14 protein-coding genes are annotated in these 15,906 nt (G+C 59.1%); 9 read left to right on the top strand and 5 right to left on the bottom strand.

The window, feature by feature from the left end:
* Positions 1-201 precede the first annotated feature (201 nt).
* Genes rutA through rutF form a run of 6 tightly spaced genes read left to right on the top strand, consistent with a single transcriptional unit; the run spans position 202 to position 4,405 of the window.
* A complete protein-coding gene (rutA, locus tag OK142_RS12920; protein ID WP_498683131.1) occupies positions 202-1,293 on the top strand; it encodes a pyrimidine utilization protein A in 1,092 nt (363 codons plus the stop codon).
* A complete protein-coding gene (rutB, locus tag OK142_RS12915; RefSeq protein WP_003492071.1) occupies positions 1,290-2,030 on the top strand; it encodes a pyrimidine utilization protein B in 741 nt (246 codons plus the stop codon). Before rutA ends, rutB begins: the two co-directional genes overlap by 4 nt.
* A gap of 25 nt (positions 2,031-2,055) precedes the next feature.
* Positions 2,056-2,442: a pyrimidine utilization protein C gene (gene rutC, locus OK142_RS12910; RefSeq protein ID WP_003492069.1), complete on the top strand. Its 387-nt coding sequence runs from the start codon at positions 2,056-2,058 to the stop codon at positions 2,440-2,442.
* Positions 2,443-2,455: 13 nt separating this feature from the next.
* Positions 2,456-3,247 carry a pyrimidine utilization protein D gene (gene rutD, locus OK142_RS12905; protein ID WP_216330184.1) on the top strand — a complete coding sequence of 264 codons (792 nt, stop codon included), beginning with the start codon at positions 2,456-2,458 and terminating at the stop codon, positions 3,245-3,247.
* A gap of 16 nt (positions 3,248-3,263) precedes the next feature.
* Positions 3,264-3,854, top strand: coding sequence for a malonic semialdehyde reductase (locus OK142_RS12900; protein ID WP_137038203.1), 591 nt, complete (start codon positions 3,264-3,266; stop codon positions 3,852-3,854).
* 26 nt (positions 3,855-3,880) lie between these two features.
* Positions 3,881-4,405 (top strand): NADH-dependent FMN reductase RutF, encoded by a 525-nt coding sequence (gene rutF, locus OK142_RS12895; protein ID WP_137038202.1) that lies wholly within the window; start codon positions 3,881-3,883, stop codon positions 4,403-4,405.
* 270 nt (positions 4,406-4,675) lie between these two features.
* Here the strand turns inward: rutF and OK142_RS12890 are convergent, their stop codons facing one another.
* The 3 genes from OK142_RS12890 to OK142_RS12880 form a co-directional block, all read right to left on the bottom strand.
* Complete coding sequence (locus OK142_RS12890) at positions 4,676-6,121, bottom strand: NAD(P)(+) transhydrogenase (Re/Si-specific) subunit beta (protein ID WP_498683127.1); 1,446 nt, start codon at positions 6,119-6,121, stop codon at positions 4,676-4,678.
* 19 nt (positions 6,122-6,140) lie between these two features.
* Positions 6,141-7,715 (bottom strand): Re/Si-specific NAD(P)(+) transhydrogenase subunit alpha, encoded by a 1,575-nt coding sequence (locus OK142_RS12885; protein WP_142170144.1) that lies wholly within the window; start codon positions 7,713-7,715, stop codon positions 6,141-6,143.
* 196 nt (positions 7,716-7,911) lie between these two features.
* The gene (locus OK142_RS12880) at positions 7,912-9,795 is read right to left on the bottom strand and encodes an MFS transporter (protein WP_003492052.1); all 1,884 of its coding nucleotides are present in this window, start codon (positions 9,793-9,795) and stop codon (positions 7,912-7,914) included.
* A gap of 507 nt (positions 9,796-10,302) precedes the next feature.
* Here OK142_RS12880 and OK142_RS12875 point away from each other — a divergent pair.
* Together OK142_RS12875 and OK142_RS12870 are read left to right on the top strand one after the other, a co-directional pair.
* Positions 10,303-11,337 carry an aspartate-semialdehyde dehydrogenase gene (locus OK142_RS12875; RefSeq protein ID WP_035241030.1) on the top strand — a complete coding sequence of 345 codons (1,035 nt, stop codon included), beginning with the start codon at positions 10,303-10,305 and terminating at the stop codon, positions 11,335-11,337.
* A gap of 216 nt (positions 11,338-11,553) precedes the next feature.
* Positions 11,554-12,369, top strand: a complete 816-nt coding sequence (locus OK142_RS12870; RefSeq protein WP_003492049.1) for a lytic murein transglycosylase — start codon at positions 11,554-11,556, stop codon at positions 12,367-12,369.
* Positions 12,370-12,547: 178 nt separating this feature from the next.
* On the opposite strand, the gene OK142_RS12865 is transcribed toward OK142_RS12870, so the two are convergent.
* Positions 12,548-13,189: a carbonic anhydrase gene (locus OK142_RS12865; RefSeq protein ID WP_498683124.1), complete on the bottom strand. Its 642-nt coding sequence runs from the start codon at positions 13,187-13,189 to the stop codon at positions 12,548-12,550.
* A 74-nt stretch (positions 13,190-13,263) separates the two neighbouring features.
* The gene (gene pdxY, locus OK142_RS12860; RefSeq protein ID WP_498683245.1) at positions 13,264-14,139 is read right to left on the bottom strand and encodes a pyridoxal kinase PdxY; all 876 of its coding nucleotides are present in this window, start codon (positions 14,137-14,139) and stop codon (positions 13,264-13,266) included.
* 284 nt (positions 14,140-14,423) lie between these two features.
* Here pdxY and OK142_RS12855 point away from each other — a divergent pair, with 284 nt between their 5' ends.
* The gene (locus tag OK142_RS12855) at positions 14,424-15,884 is read left to right on the top strand and encodes a phospholipase D-like domain-containing protein (protein ID WP_498683122.1); all 1,461 of its coding nucleotides are present in this window, start codon (positions 14,424-14,426) and stop codon (positions 15,882-15,884) included.
* The last annotated feature ends 22 nt before the right edge of the window (positions 15,885-15,906 follow it).

Raw genomic sequence — 15,906 nt, 5'->3', positions numbered from 1 at the left:
TCCCGCACATTGTGTTCGGTATTTGCTGAATAAACAGGCAAATATTTTTACCAAATGATAAAAATTTTATCGTTTAGTCAACGCTCGATGTGCTCCGAAATTTTATCCATTTGATAAAATTATTTTATTTGGTCTGGCACAGAACCTGCTACTCTTTTGTCAAGTCAGGAGACACCTGACGCTAAAAAAGGGAACAGCAAAATGGAAGTTGGTGTTTTTATCCCGATCGGGAACAATGGGTGGCTTCTTTCCGAAAACGCGCCGCAATACAAACCGAGCTTCGACCTGAACAAGGCGATCACGCTCAAGGCGGAGCAATATGGTTTCGACTTCGCGCTGTCGATGATCAAGCTGCGCGGTTTTGGCGGCAAGACCGAGTTCTGGGATTATAATCTGGAATCCTTCACGCTGATGGCGGGCCTTGCCGCTGTCACCTCCAAGATCAAGCTGTTCGGCACGGCCGCCACGCTGGTCATGCCGCCGGCCATTGTCGCGCGCATGGCGACGACGATCGATTCCATTTCCGGCGGCCGTTTCGGCATCAACCTGATTACCGGCTGGCAGCGGCCGGAATATAGCCAGATGGGGCTTTGGCCGGGCGACGATTATTTCGGCGACCGCTACGAATATCTCGGCGAATACACCACCGTTCTGAAAGAGTTGCTGACGGACGGGCAATCGGATTTCAACGGCAAGTTCTTCAAGATGGAAGATTGCCGCATGAAGCCGGTGCCGCAGGGCGATGTGAAACTCATCTGTGCCGGCTCTTCCAATTCCGGCATGGCGTTTTCGGCCAAGTTTGCCGATTACAGCTTCTGCTTCGGTGTCGGCGTCAATACGCCGAAGGCCTTCGCGCCCACCAACGAGCGGCTTTTGGCGGCAACGGAAAAGACCGGCCGTGAGGTTAAATCCGTCGTGTTGACGATGGTGCTTGCCGAGGAAAAATCCGAGGATGCCTGGGCCAAATGGGAGCACTACAAGGCGGGTGCGGATGAGGATGCGATCAAGTGGCTCGGCCTGCAAAGCGCTGTCGACACCAAATCCGGCTCCGACACCAATGTCCGGCACATGTCCAATCCCGTCTCGGCGGTCAATATCAACATGGGAACGCTGATCGGCTCCTATGAGGAAGTGGCGGCCATGCTGGACGAGATGAGCGAAGTGCCGGGAACGGGCGGCGTGATGCTGACCTTTGACGACTTCCTCGAAGGCGTCGAAAAATTCGGCAAATATGTGCAGCCGCTGATGAAGAGCCGCAAGCATGTTCTGGCCGAACTGGAGGCAGCGGAATGAGTGAAGCCGTCGTGGCGGGTTACAAGGGGCCGGAAAGCCGTTCGGAAAGCGTGACGCTTCCGGCAAGGCCGGAGCCGATCACCCTGAAGCCCAGCGAGACCGCCGTTGTCGTGGTCGACATGCAGAACGCCTATTCGACCGAGGGCGGTTATGTCGATCTTGCCGGTTTCGATATTTCCGGGGCCAAGGGCACCATTGCCAACATCAAGAAGACGCTGGATGCGGCACGGGCGGCGGGTGTTCAGGTCATTTATTTCCAGAATGGCTGGGACAAGGACTATGTCGAGGCGGGCGGCCCGGGTTCGCCCAACTGGCATAAGTCCAACGCCCTGAAGACGATGCGCAAGAGGCCGGAGCTGCAGGGCCAGCTGCTGGCAAAGGGCACGTGGGATTATGCCATTGTCGACGAGCTGCAGCCGCAGCCCGGCGATATTCTGGTGCCGAAGACGCGTTATAGCGGTTTCTTCAATACCAATATGGACAGCGTGCTGCGCGCCCGTGGCATCCGCAATCTGGTCTTTGTCGGCATCGCCACCAATGTCTGCGTGGAAAGCTCGCTGCGCGACGCCTTCCATCTCGAATATTTCGGGGTGATGCTGGAGGATGCCACGCATCATCTCGGGCCGGACTATATCCAGCAGGCGACGGTCTACAATGTCGAGAAATTTTTCGGCTGGGTCGCCACCGTCAATGATTTCTGCGGCGTCATCTCGCAGGCCGCACCCGTCAGCGCTTGATATCCAACCACAAGAGGAGAACGAAATGCCGAAGAAGATCGTCGTGCCCGCCGGCACCAGCAAACCCATCGCTCCCTTTTCGCCGGGAACCCTTGCCGATGGCGTGGTTTATGTTTCCGGTACGCTGCCCTTCGACAAGGACAATAATGTCGTGCATGTGGGCGATGCCAGCGCGCAGACCCGCCATGTTCTTGAGACCATCAAGTCCGTCATCGAGACCGCCGGCGGCACGATGGAGGACGTGACGATGAACCACATCTTCATCACCGACTGGGCCAACTACCAGGCCGTCAACACGGTCTATGCCGAATATTTCCCCGGCGACAAGCCGGCGCGTTATTGCATCCAGTGCGGCCTCGTGAAGCCCGACGCGCTGGTGGAAATCGCCACCGTCGCCCATATCGGCAAATAGGGCGAAACGGCAGATGATGCATTTCGAGGTTCATGGCCGGACTGATCCTGGGGCGCCCACAATCCTGCTGTCATCGGGGCTGGGCGGATCGGGCGCCTATTGGACGCCGCAGATCGAAGCCCTTTCCGATCATTTCCGGATCGTCACCTACGACCATCGCGGAACCGGCAGGACCGGTGGCGAGGTGCCGCTGGAGGGCGGCATATCGGCGATGGCGGATGATGTGCTGGAAATCGCTTCGGCGCTGGACCTCGATAAATTCCACTTCATGGGTCATGCGCTTGGTGGTCTGATCGGCCTCGATATCGCGCTGCGCCGGCCCGGCCTTGTCGACAGGCTTGTTCTGATCAATGCCTGGAGCAAGGCCGATCCGCATTCCGGGCGCTGCTTCGATGTGCGGATCGAGCTTCTGGAGAAATCCGGTGTCGAGGCTTTCGTGAAAGCCCAGCCGCTGTTTCTCTATCCGGCCGCGTGGATGTCGAAACATCAGGAGCGGCTGGCGCGGGACGATGCCCATGGCGTTGCGCATTTTCAGGGCAGGGCGAATGTGCTTCGGCGCATCGCGGCGCTGAGGGCCTTCGATGTGGATACCCGCCTTGGCGAGATCGGCAATCCGGCGCTAGTGGTGGGCACGAAAGACGATCTTCTGGTGCCCTACACCCGCTCCATGCGTCTCGCTGAGGGTTTGCCGCAGGGCGAACTCTGCCTTCTCGATTTTGGGGCGCATGCGGTCAATATTACCGAAGCTGACCTTTTCAACGCTCGGCTTTTGCAGTTTCTGCTACCGGCAACACGAACATTCTGACGGGATTTCCAGGACAATGACGACAGCACTCGACGACAAGGCACTTGCAGCACTTTTCACCGCGGCGCGCACCCATAATGGCTGGGCTGACAGGCCGGTCGGCGACGAGACTCTGAGAGAGCTTTACGATCTGACGAAGATGGGTCCGACCTCGGCCAATTGCTCGCCGGGGCGTTTCGTGTTCGTGCGTAGCCAGGAAGCGAAAGAAAAACTGCGGCCAGCGCTGTCTTCGGGCAATCTTGAAAAGACCATGGCAGCACCCGTCACCGTGATCGCTGCCATCGACCGCGAATTTTACGAGAAACTGCCGGTGCTGTTTCCACATGCCGACGCGCGTTCGTGGTTTACCTCCAGCCCAGCCGTCGCCGAGGAAACGGCCTTCCGCAATGCCACTTTGCAGGCGGGTTATCTCATTCTTGCGGCCCGCTCGTTGGGATTGGATACCGGGGCGATGTCCGGTTTCGACAAAGGCAAGGTCGACGAGGCGTTTTTCGCAGGTACGACGTGGAAGTCCAATTTCCTGATCAATCTCGGCTATGGCGATCCATCGAAACTCTTCGGTCGTCTGCCGCGCCTTGGCTTTGAAGAGGCCTGTGTCCTGGCTTGAGGGCCTGTTAAGGAAGGATAGTTTAGATGCAGATGATGTCTCTTGAAAAGGAAGCGGATATGGAGACGAAGACTGCACAGCAGCGCAGCCTCGAATACAGAAACGCCATGGCGCGGCTCGGTGCGGCGGTCAATATCGTCACCACGGATGGTGCGGCAGGCCGGGCGGGCTTTTCAGCGACGGCGGTTTGCAGCGTTTCCGACAATCCGCCCACGCTTCTCGTCTGCCTCAACCGCAATGCCTCCGCGTATAAGGTGGTGAAGACCAACGGCGTCATCTGCGTCAATACGCTTGCTTCAAAACACGAGGTGCTGAGCACGCTCTTCGGCGGCAAGACGCCTGCGGAAGAGCGTTTCGCCGCTGGCAGCTGGGGTGTGCTTGAAACCGGCGCTCCGGTTCTGGAGGACGCGCTCGTTTCCTTCGATTGCCGCATCCGCGAGGCGCATGATGGCGGCACGCATGATATTCTGATCTGCGAGGTTGTGGATATGAAGATCAATGAAGGTGATGAGGCGCTGATGTATTTCAACCGGCGTTACCGGGTACTTTGAGCGCGGTCCTTTGAAAGTTGGAAGTGGCGGCAGTCTACGACAAACTCCCGTGGAACGGTTCCGTTTGGCGCGGCCGTAGCATCCGCACACCGTCACCCCGGACTTGATCCGGGGTCCAGCGCGATCAAGTCCTTGATCGCGTAGGGCTCTTTTCACGGCGCAGACGCGCCGTGGCTGGATGCCGGATCAAGTCCGGCATGACGGACGAAACGTATCGTCGTTTCTCAGAAATTCGAAGGCGTTTCCGGTCTCCCGGAAACGCCCTTTCCGTTACTTGATCAGCGGCAGAAGATCGTTGATCGACTTCTTGGCGTCACCATAGAACATGCGGGTATTGTCCTTGTAGAACAGCGGGTTTTCGATACCGGAGTAACCCGTGCCCTGGCCACGCTTGGAGACGATGACCAGTTTGGACTTCCACACCTCCAGAACCGGCATGCCGGCAATCGGCGAGTTCGGATCGTCCTGGGCGGCCGGATTGACGATGTCGTTGGAGCCGATGACGATGACGACGTCGGTATTGGGGAAGTCGTCATTGATCTCGTCCATTTCCAGCACGATGTCGTAAGGCACCTTGGCCTCGGCGAGCAGCACGTTCATGTGGCCGGGAAGACGGCCTGCCACCGGGTGGATGGCGAAACGCACGGTCTTGCCGTCAGCGCGCAGCTTGCGGGTTAGTTCGGAGACCGCGCTTTGTGCCTGCGCCACCGCCATGCCGTAACCGGGAACGATGATGACGCTATCGGCGTCGTTCAGCGCTGCGGCAACGCCTTCGGCATCGATCGCTACCTGTTCGCCATCGATTTCCATCGCCGGACCCGTGGTGCCGCCGAAGCCGCCGAGGATGACCGAGACGAAGGAGCGGTTCATGGCCTTGCACATGATGTAGGAGAGGATCGCACCCGAGGAACCGACCAGCGCGCCGGTGACGATCAGGAGATCGTTGCCGAGCGTGAAACCGATGGCGGCGGCCGCCCAGCCGGAATAGCTGTTCAGCATCGAGACGACGACAGGCATGTCAGCGCCACCGATGCCCATGATCAGGTGATAGCCGATGAAGAAGGCGGCCAGCGTCATCAGCACCAGCGTCCATGCACCGGCGCCGTTGCAATACATGATGAGCAGCACGAGCGACAGGATCGCAGCGCCGGCATTGAGCAGATGTCCGCCGGGCAGTTTCTTCGCCTTACCGTCCACCTTGCCGGCAAGCTTGCCGAAGGCGACGACGGAGCCGGTGAAGGTGACCGCGCCGATGAAGACGCCGAGGAAGACCTCGACCTTCATGATCGCCAGTTCAACAGGCGTCTTGTGGGCGAGGATGGCGGAAAAGCCCGTCAGCAACGAACGCGCGGTCTCATCGAGCGAGGCGACATGCGCTTCCTCGATATGGGCGTTGAAGCCGATGAAAACGGCGGCTAGACCGACGAAGGAGTGAAGGGCTGCAACAAGCTGCGGCATTTCGGTCATCTGCACGCGGCTTGCGACGAAGTAGCCGAGCACGGAGCCGCCCGCCAGCATCAGCAGCACGACGAGCCATTGCCCGACACCCTTGCTGATTTCAGGGCCGAAGACGGTGGCGACAACGGCAAGGCCCATGCCGACGATGCCGTACCAGACGGCGCGTTTGGCGCTTTCCTGTCCGGAAAGACCGCCGAGAGAAAGGATGAAAAGAACGGCTGCGGCAACATAGGCCGCGGAAACGATACCAATGGTCATAAACTGTCCCCTACACGGCTCAGGACTTCTGGAACATGGCGAGCATGCGCCGTGTCACGAGGAAACCGCCGACGATGTTGATCGTCGCGATCAGGACGGAAAGCGAGGCGAGGATCACCACCAGCCAGTTGCCGGAACCGATCTGCAGCAGAGCGCCGATGATGACGATGCCGGAAATCGCGTTCGTCACCGCCATCAGCGGTGTATGCAGCGAGTGGCTGACATTCCAGATGACCTGGAAGCCGACAAAGCAGGCGAGCACGAAGACGATGAAATGGCTCATGAAACTTGCCGGCGCATAAAGGCCGACGAGAAGCAGGACCGCCGTGCCGGCGACGAGCAGACCGACCTGGCTTTTCGTCTGCGCCTTGAACTCGGCGCGTTCCTTGGCGTGCTTTTCCTCCGGCGTCAGTTCCTTTGCTTTTTCCTTTGGTTTCTGCGCGGCAATGGCCTGGATCTTCGGCGGCGGCGGCGGGAAGGTAATTTCACCCTGATAGGTGACCGTCGCGCCACGGATGACATCGTCTTCCATGTTGTGAACCGGCTTGCCGTCCTTGGCGGGCGTCAGATCGGTCATCATGTGACGGATGTTGGTGGAGTAGAGCGTCGAGGCCTGCGTGGCCATGCGGCTCGGGAAATCCGTGTAGCCGATGACGATGACGCCATTGTCGGAAACGACACGCTGATCGGGAACCGTCAGATCGCAATTGCCGCCGCGCTCGGCGGCGAGGTCGATGATGACCGAACCCGGCTTCATCATCGCCACCATGTCGGCGAGCCACAGTTTCGGGGCGTCGCGGCCCGGGATCAGCGCCGTGGTGATGACGATATCGATCTGCGGTGCAAGCTCGCGGAATTTTTCGAGCTGCTTCTCGCGGAATTCCGGCGAGGAGGGGGCGGCATATCCGCCGGTGGCGGCGCCGTCCTGCTGCTGGTCGGCGAAATCGAGATAGACGAATTCAGCGCCCATGGATTCGATCTGTTCGGCCACTTCAGGGCGAACGTCGAAGGCATAGGTGATGGCGCCGAGCGAGGTGGCCGTGCCGATGGCGGCAAGACCGGCAACACCTGCGCCGATGACCAGCACCTTGGCGGGCGGCACCTTGCCGGCGGCGGTGACCTGACCGGTGAAGAAGCGGCCGAAATTATTGCCGGCCTCGATGACCGCGCGATAACCGGCGATATTGGCCATGGAGGACAGCGCGTCCATCTTCTGGGCGCGGGAAATGCGCGGCACCATGTCCATGGCGATGACATTTGCGCCCTTTTCCTTCGCCTGTTCCAGAAGGTCCTTGTTCTGGGCTGGGTAGAAGAACGAGATCAGCGTCTTGTCCGAAGACAGGCGATCAATCTCCGACGTTTCCGGCGGACGAACCTTGGCGATGATGTCGGAACCGGCGTAAAGCGCATCGGCGCTGTCGACGATTGTTACACCGGCGGCGCGATAGGCGTCGTCGGAAAATCCCGCCGCCTTGCCTGCTCCGGTTTCGAGGATGCAATCATATCCGAGTTTCTGCAATGCCTGGGCGCTGTCGGGCGTCATACCGACGCGCGCTTCGCCCTCATATAATTCCTTAGGCGTCCCGATCTTCAAAATGGCTCTCCCTCTGCCTGAAAATACAGGGGGGTCATAACCTATTCAGGGGGGCTTTGTCTCCATATTGATTTTGTCTTGCCTGCGACGCAATGACAGCCCCTTGCGACAGTTCGTTCGATATTGCGGTTCGCCGCGCAATAAAAGAACCCGGCGCCTGCGCGCCGGGTTCCGAAAATGTCCGTCAGGACGTGGCTCACTCCATGGTGTGGATGTCGCGATCCTTGGTTTCCGGCAGGAACAGCAGGCCGATGACCAGCGTGATGCCTGCGAAAATGATCGGATACCAGAGACCATAGTAGATATCGCCCTTCGCCGCGCTCATCGCAAAGGCGGTGGCGGGCAGAAGACCACCGAACCAGCCGTTGCCGATGTGATAGGGCAGCGACATGCCGGAGTAACGGATGCGGGTCGGGAACAGTTCGACCAGCAGGGCGGCGATCGGGCCGTAGACCATCGTCACATAGATCACGAGGACAGTCAGAACCGCGATGATGACGACCCAGTTCACGGCGGCCGGATCGGCAACCATGGCGAAGGTGCCGCCGCCGGCAATGCTGTAGACGGCCATTTCGGCTGCTCCGGCCGTTTCCGCCGGTGTCAGCAGCTTGTCCGCCACCAGCTTGTCGGTTGCCACCATCTTCTTGTCGGTGGCGCGAACCGCGTCGGCATTGAGGCCGAGTTCCGGGTTTGCGGCAATGAAGGCGTCCAGCTTCGCATCCGGCACCTGCACCGCGCCGCGCACCAGCGGATAGCCGCTGTCGTGCAGTGCGATGTTGACCTGCTTCTGGAATGCCTTGTCCTTGGCGGCGGCATCGGCACCGGCTGCGATGGCATCGTAGCTGGCGATGGTGGCATCGCCGATCTTGACGCTCGCCGGCTGGCCGGCTGTTCCCGCAACGACGTCATAGGGAACGGAGTTGCGTGTCAGGAACGAGGTGGCGATGTCGCAGGATGTGGTGAATTTCGCCGTGCCTGTCGGGTTGAACTGGAACTTGCAGTCGCCGGGGGCGGCGGTCACGGTGGCGCGAACGGTGGATTGCGCTTCCGCAAGTGCCGGGTTACCCGCCCAGGTGAGCGCCTTGAACAGCGGGAAATAGGTCAGCATGGCGAGAACGAGGCCGGCCATGATGATCGGCTTGCGGCCGATCTTGTCGGAAAGCCAGCCGAAGATCACGAAGAAGCTGGTGCCGAGGATGAGCGCTGCCGCGACCATGATGTTGGCGGACTGGCCGTCCACCTTCAGAATGCTCTGCAGGAAGAACAGCGCGTAGAACTGGCCTGTGTACCAGACGACGGCCTGACCGATGACGGCGCCGACGAGGGCAAGCAGGGCGATCTTGGCGTTTTTCCACTGGCCGAAGGCTTCGCTGAGCGGCGCCTTGGAGGTCTTGCCTTCTTCTTTCATCTTCTTGAAGGCGGGGGATTCGTTCATTTTCAGACGAATCCAGACCGATACGCCGAGCAGCAGAACCGAAACGAGGAAGGGAATGCGCCAGCCCCAGGCGGCGAAGGCTTCCTTGCCGAGTGCGAACTGCACGCCGAGAATGACCACCAGCGACAGGAACAGTCCGAGCGTTGCCGTCGTCTGGATCCACGAGGTGTAATAACCCCTGCGGCCGTTGGGCGCGTGTTCCGCCACATAGGTTGCGGCACCGCCATATTCGCCGCCGAGCGCCAGACCCTGCAGCATGCGCAGGACGATCAGGATGATCGGGGCTGCAATGCCGATCTGGGATGCACCGGGCAGGACGCCGACGAGGAAGGTCGAAACGCCCATGATGAGAATGGTGATCAGGAAGGTATATTTACGGCCGACAATGTCGCCCAGACGGCCGAACACCAGCGCGCCGAAGGGGCGCACGAGGAAGCCTGCGGCAAATGCCAGAAGCGCGAAGATATTACGTGTCGTTTCCGGATACTGGCTGAAGAAGTTCGCGCCGATATAGATCGCGAGCGAGCCGTACAGATAGAAATCGTACCATTCGAAGACTGTTCCGAGAGAAGAGGCGAAAATCACCTTCTTCTCCTCACCCGTCATGGGACGGGCGGCGCCGCTCACGGCTGCAACGTTTGCCATTGTCTGTCCTCCACAGATGTCAAATGAGCGCATTGCGGAGCCCTGTCTCTCCTCCGGACTCCCCCTTGAGGGTGCAATGCGCATGACATCAGAGTGACAGAAAATTAACCCCAATAAGAGCGATGCTTTCGGATTATGACTTTAGTCTAATGTATAACGTGCAAAAATGTCGCGAGCCGGTTTTTGGCTGTTCGCGCCGGCGGCCCGGGACATGCCTTTTTTCTTGACACAAACAATAAACCTTCTAATAGCTTCTCGCGAAGAAGGAGCATCACCTTGAGCAGGCATGTTGCAGACATGATTGTCATGGAAGGACCGGCACAATCCGCCGGCGATGATCCGCGCCTTTCTTATTCTATCCGAATTACGGCCAAAACGACGATTAAAACCGTCTAACGTCTCTGGCCCGCCGCTCTCTCCCCGGTTTGGCTGGGGATCGAGGAAGCCGCAATGCGATGCGGGTTCCCACCTCACCCAAAAGAGGAGAGACAGAAAGAGAGCTTGATCATGGGTTTCAAAGTTGCAATTGTAGGCGCCACCGGCAATGTCGGTCGCGAAATGCTCAATATCCTGGCCGAACGTGGTTTTCCCGCAGATGAAGTCGTGCCGCTTGCCTCCTCCCGCTCGCAGGGCACGGAAGTCTCCTATGGCGACCGCACGCTGAAGGTTGCCAACCTCGAAAATTACGATTTTTCCGACACGGATATTTGCCTGATGTCGGCCGGCGGCGAGATTTCCAAGAAGTGGTCGCCGAAGATCGGCCAGCAGGGCTGCGTTGTCATCGATAACTCTTCCGCATGGCGTTATGATCAGGACGTTCCGCTGATCGTGCCGGAAGTCAATGCCGATGCCGTCGAGGGCTTTACCCGCAAGAATATCATCGCCAACCCGAATTGCTCCACGGCCCAGCTCGTTGTCGCGCTGAAGCCGCTGCATGACTTCGCCAAGATCAAGCGCGTCGTTGTCTCCACCTATCAGTCTGTTTCCGGCGCCGGCAAGGAAGGCATGGACGAGCTGTTCCAGCAGACCCGCGCCGTCTTCGTGGCCGATCCGGTCGAAACCAAGAAGTTCACCAAGCGCATCGCCTTCAACGTCATTCCGCATATCGATGTCTTCATGGAAGACGGTTATACCAAGGAAGAGTGGAAGGTTCTGGCTGAAACCAAGAAGATGCTCGATCCGAAGATCAAGGTGACCTGCACGGCCGTGCGCGTTCCCGTCTTCATCGGCCACTCGGAATCGGTCAACATCGAGTTCGAAAACGAGATCACCGCCGATCAGGCGCGCGATATCCTGCGCGAAGCGCCGGGTTGCCTCGTCATCGACAAGCACGAGGATGGCGGCTACATCACCCCGGTTGAATCTGCCGGTGAGGACGCGACCTATATTTCGCGTATCCGCGAGGATGCAACGGTCGAAAACGGCCTCAACATCTGGGTCGTTTCGGACAATCTGCGCAAGGGTGCAGCACTCAACGCCATCCAGATCGCCGAACTGCTGGTCAATCGTGGTCTCATCAAGCCCCGCAAGGCGGCTGCCTGATACCATTTTTTAAGGTTCGTTAAGTATAACCCGTCTGTTCTGTGTGGGGCAGGCGGGTTTTCTGATTGGTGACGATCACGGCCAGTTTATTTGCAGGCCTTGCTGCCGAAAGGCAATTTAGGCCGCCAAAAGGCAATTTTGGCACCTGAATTCATACAGCGGTGACGTTTTTGTTCTCGGGATGAATTCCCCAAAGGATATCGAAGGCAGATTTTGATGCGGGCAATGAAGGCAATCCTGGCTGGTGTGGCCATGGTCTCGGTTTTGGCAGCGACGCCGGTTCTGGCTGCGCAATGCGGCAATACTTCGGCAGGGTTTGAGGCCTGGGTCGGCGCCTTCAAGCAGGAAGCGGCGGGCCGCGGCGTCAGCGCTTCGGTGCTTGATCGCGCTTTCGCCGGCGTTTCCTACAACCGGGCCACCATCAGCGCCGATCGCGGCCAGCACAGCTTCAAGCTGTCCTTCGAACAGTTCATGCAGAAGCGCGGCGGTCAGACGATCATTTCGCGCGGCAAGACCATGAAGAAGAACAACGCCTCTCTCTTCGCCTCGATCGAAAGAGCCTACGGCGTGCCGGCCGGTCCGCTGCTCGCCATCTGGGGCATGGAAACCGGCTTCGGCGGCTTCATGGGCAACCAGCACACGCTTTCCGCCGTCGCGACGCTTTCCTTCGACTGCCGCCGTTCGGATTATTTCACCGAGCAGCTTTATGCAGCCCTCAAGCTCGTTGGCAGCGGCTCGCTGAACGTCAACGCCAAGGGTGCAGCCCATGGTGAAATCGGCCAGACACAGTTCCTGCCGTTGAACGTCGTGCGCTACGGCGTGGATTTCGACCGCGACGGACGGATCGATCTCGTCGGCTCGCGTGCCGATGCCCTGGCCTCCACGGCCAACTTCCTTGTCGGTCACGGCTGGCAGCGCGGTGCTGGCTATCAGCAGGGGCAGGCAAATTATGCGGCCATCCAGGGCTGGAACGCTGCAAGCGTCTATCAGCAGGCCATCGCCTTCATCGGCAAGGCGATTGATGGCCAATAAGGCCGCTTTCCAAGGACTAAGGCCCATTTTCGTCATGCCGGACTAGATCCGGCATCCAGCCACGGCGCGTCTGCGCCGTGCAAGAGTCTTACGCGATCAAGGACTTGATCGCGCTGGACCCCGGATCAAGTCCGGGGTGACGAAGTTGAATGTTATTGGCGGCGACTACGCGTCTAAATCACAGATCCGGACGACGAAAATCACCTGTCTTGCCGTCCATCACCCACAATTCGCCGGTCGAAATATCGAACCAAGCGCCATGCAGCTTGACCTTGCCGGCGGTTTCCTGCGCCTTGACGAAGGGGAAGCCGCGCAGATTGGCGATGGAGTTGCGGATGGAAACCCGTTCCAGCGCCGTCTGGCGCTCGGATGCGGTCATGACATCGTTGCTCTGGATCTGCTCGGCGGCGGACTTCACCATGTTCATCCATTTGCCGATGAAGTCGCCCGGCGACAGGGGTTCGAGATTGGGGTCGAGCGCTGCCTGAATACCGCCGCAGCGGCCGTGGCCCATGACCACGATGTCCTTCACCTTCAGAACCTGCACGGCATATTCAATGGCCGCCGAGGTGGCGTGGTATTGCCCGTCCGGCTCGAAGGGCGGCACCATGTTGGCGACGTTGCGGACGACGAAAAGCTCTCCCGGTCCGCAGTCGAAAATGGTTTCCGGCGCCGAACGGGAGTCACAACAGGCAACGAACAGGGTCTGCGGTTTCTGTCCGGTCTCGGCCAGAACGCGATATCTTTCGCGCTCGTCGGCATAGCGGCCGCTCATGAAGTTCTTGTAGCCGTTGAGAAGGTTTTCCGGAAAATCTTTCATCTATCGCAGTACCGTTGTGCTTGGACCAAGATCACGGGGCGAACCTGGTGCGTTGAAGACCAATTCCTGAAGCGCTATTTGCGCTTGCTGCGTGAAGGATGCAAGAGATGACGCATCTGCACCATGGCCATGGGTGTGGAAAGACTTGAAGAATCGGTCTCAAGCGTCAGTTCGTTCATCTCGCGTTTTTTCGTGCGGGCCAGAATTTCGAACACGCTGGCGGTGGCCAGCTGCAGCGCCTTTTCATCATCCAGGCCTTCGAGCAGGCGGGCGAGGAACAGCGCGGACATGAGGTCACCAAGCCCGTTCGGCGCATTCTCGATGGCGCGGTGTTCGGCAAGCAGGGCGTGCCTGCCGCTGAGATAAAGATTGCCGGTGCCGCCCGCCATCATCGGCACGGCCGAGGTGACCAGCATTTTTGGCGGCCCGAGTGCGAGCGCCGCATCCATGATGGCATTGTTGCTTTCAAGCTCGGCGCCGCTCATCCAAGCCAGTTCGTAGCGGTTTGGTGTTGCGACGGTCGCAAGCGGGATGAGGTGATCGCGGATGGCTTCGGCGGTTTCAAGGGGAATGTAAAGGCCGCCCAGATCGCCCATAACCGGGTCGCAGGCATAAATCAGCGCCGGGTTCTTTTCCTTCAGATTGCGGATCAGCCTTGCGACGGCGCGTACCTGTGCGACGCTTCCGAAATAACCGGTCAGAACGGCTTTGACCTCGCCAATCCATTTGGCGTTTTCAAGATCGGTCATGGCCTTGTCGAAGTCGTCGTCCTGAAAGCGCATCCGTGTAGAGGGGCCGTGGCCGGGGTGCCAGGGCATGACGATGGTGGGCACCGCCCAGACCGGATAACCCAGCGTCTCCAGCGCAAAGACCGCTGCGCGATTGCCGACGGAACCACGCATGACGTGGCTGGAAATGACGATGACGGCGCCTTGGGTATTTTCCTGCATCACGGCCTTCTTGCTTTCAAACATCGCAGAAAGCCCGCAAGAACCCCTGCCTAAAGATCAAGATGCGCTCTCATGACATATCGCAAGGCCGGTTTCCACCGTTAATCCCGCAAGGGTCTGTCCCGCAAAAGGATGGGCGGGAAGCTTGGGGTCCGCTCACCGACCGCGTCTGCATCGCCGGGTTGTGATCGCTGGACAGGCAAACCGCTCAACCATTCCGTTTAGGCATCGGGTTTTTCGAAAACCGCGATACACTTTTCGGCCCGATGCCCTATAGTTGCATTATGCTCGATCTCGTCATCGCCTACTGGCCACATATCCTTGCCGTTCTCTCCATTTTGATGGGAACCGTGGCGGCCGTGCACGCAACCATGACGAAGGAGGAGGTCCGCTCGGCGCTTGGCTGGGTGGGCGTCATCGTGCTGTCGCCGATTGTCGGTGCCGTCATCTATGCCATTGCCGGCATTAACCGCATTCGCCGGTCTAACATCACGCAGCAGCGATCCTTCATGCAGGATGAGATCATGGATCGCGTGGCGCGTCTCGACGCGAGCGGCGAACTCATCGCCGCGCGGTTCGGACGCCGTTTCGAGGCGATGAAGACGCTGGGTGACCGGGTGACGCGCCATGCGCTGACAACGGGAAACACAATCGAGCCGCTTGTGACCGGTGATGCCGCTTATGCCGCCATGCTGGAAGCGATTGGGGAGGCGAAGCGGTCGATCATTCTCGAAACATATATTTTCGACAATGACAGGATCGGCGCGCGCTTTGTGGCGGCGCTCGAAAGGGCGAAATTTCGCGGCGTTGAAGTCAGGGTGCTCATCGATGCCGTGGGCGCGCGTTACTCCGTGCCGAGCATCCTGCCGACACTCAGGGAAAAGGGCATCGTCGCCGATGTCTTCAACGGCAATGTCATCATGGGGCTTCGACTGCCCTATGCGAATTTGCGCACCCACCGCAAGATACTGGCGGTGGACGGGCGGATCGCCTTTAGCGGCGGCATGAATATCCGCGAGGGTTTCACCTTCGAATTCGGTGGCGAGAAACAATCGCATGACACCCATTTCAAGATCAGCGGCCCGGTTGTGTCTGATTTTTTCTCCATCGCGGCGGAGGACTGGCGGTTCACGACGGGTGAGCGTCTGGATCAGCCGGTCTGGGACATCGCCATTCCTGATGGCGTACCGGGATCGCAGATCGTCGCGCGGGTCTCCTCTTCAGGACCGGACAGGAGCATTGAAACCAGTCACAAGATGCTGATGGGCGCGTTTTCGGTTGCCCGTTCGTCCATTCTCATCATGTCGCCCTATTTTCTCCCCGATCGGGAGCTTATTTCGGCACTCATTACCGCAGCGAGGCGGGGGGTAGTGGTGGATATCATTGTGCCGCAGAGCAACAATCTGGTGCTTGTGGACAGGGCGATGACGGCGCAGTTCGACCAGATGCTGAAGAATTACTGCCGTATCTGGCGGGCAACGGGGGCTTTCAATCATTCCAAGCTTCTGGTGATCGATGAGCGCTGGACCTATATCGGCTCTTCCAACCTCGATCCGCGTTCCCTGCGGCTGAACTTCGAAATCGATCTCGAAGTCATGGACGAGGAATTTGCCGCGACGATCGGAAATCGCATCCGGGATGCGCGGGCGAGCGCTTTACCGGTCCGGCTGAGCGAACTGAATGCGCGCCCATTCGTTGTCCGTCTGGGGGAGCGTGTCCTGTGGCTCGCTTCGCCTTATCTTTAGAGCGCCATGCGTCCGAAAGGAC

This window comes from Agrobacterium sp. BT-220-3 (assembly GCF_025910175.1).
Taxonomy (GTDB): domain Bacteria; phylum Pseudomonadota; class Alphaproteobacteria; order Rhizobiales; family Rhizobiaceae; genus Agrobacterium; species Agrobacterium oryzihabitans.
Note: the sequence above shows the minus strand (reverse complement) of the source record. Positions and strands in the feature narration are given on the sequence as shown.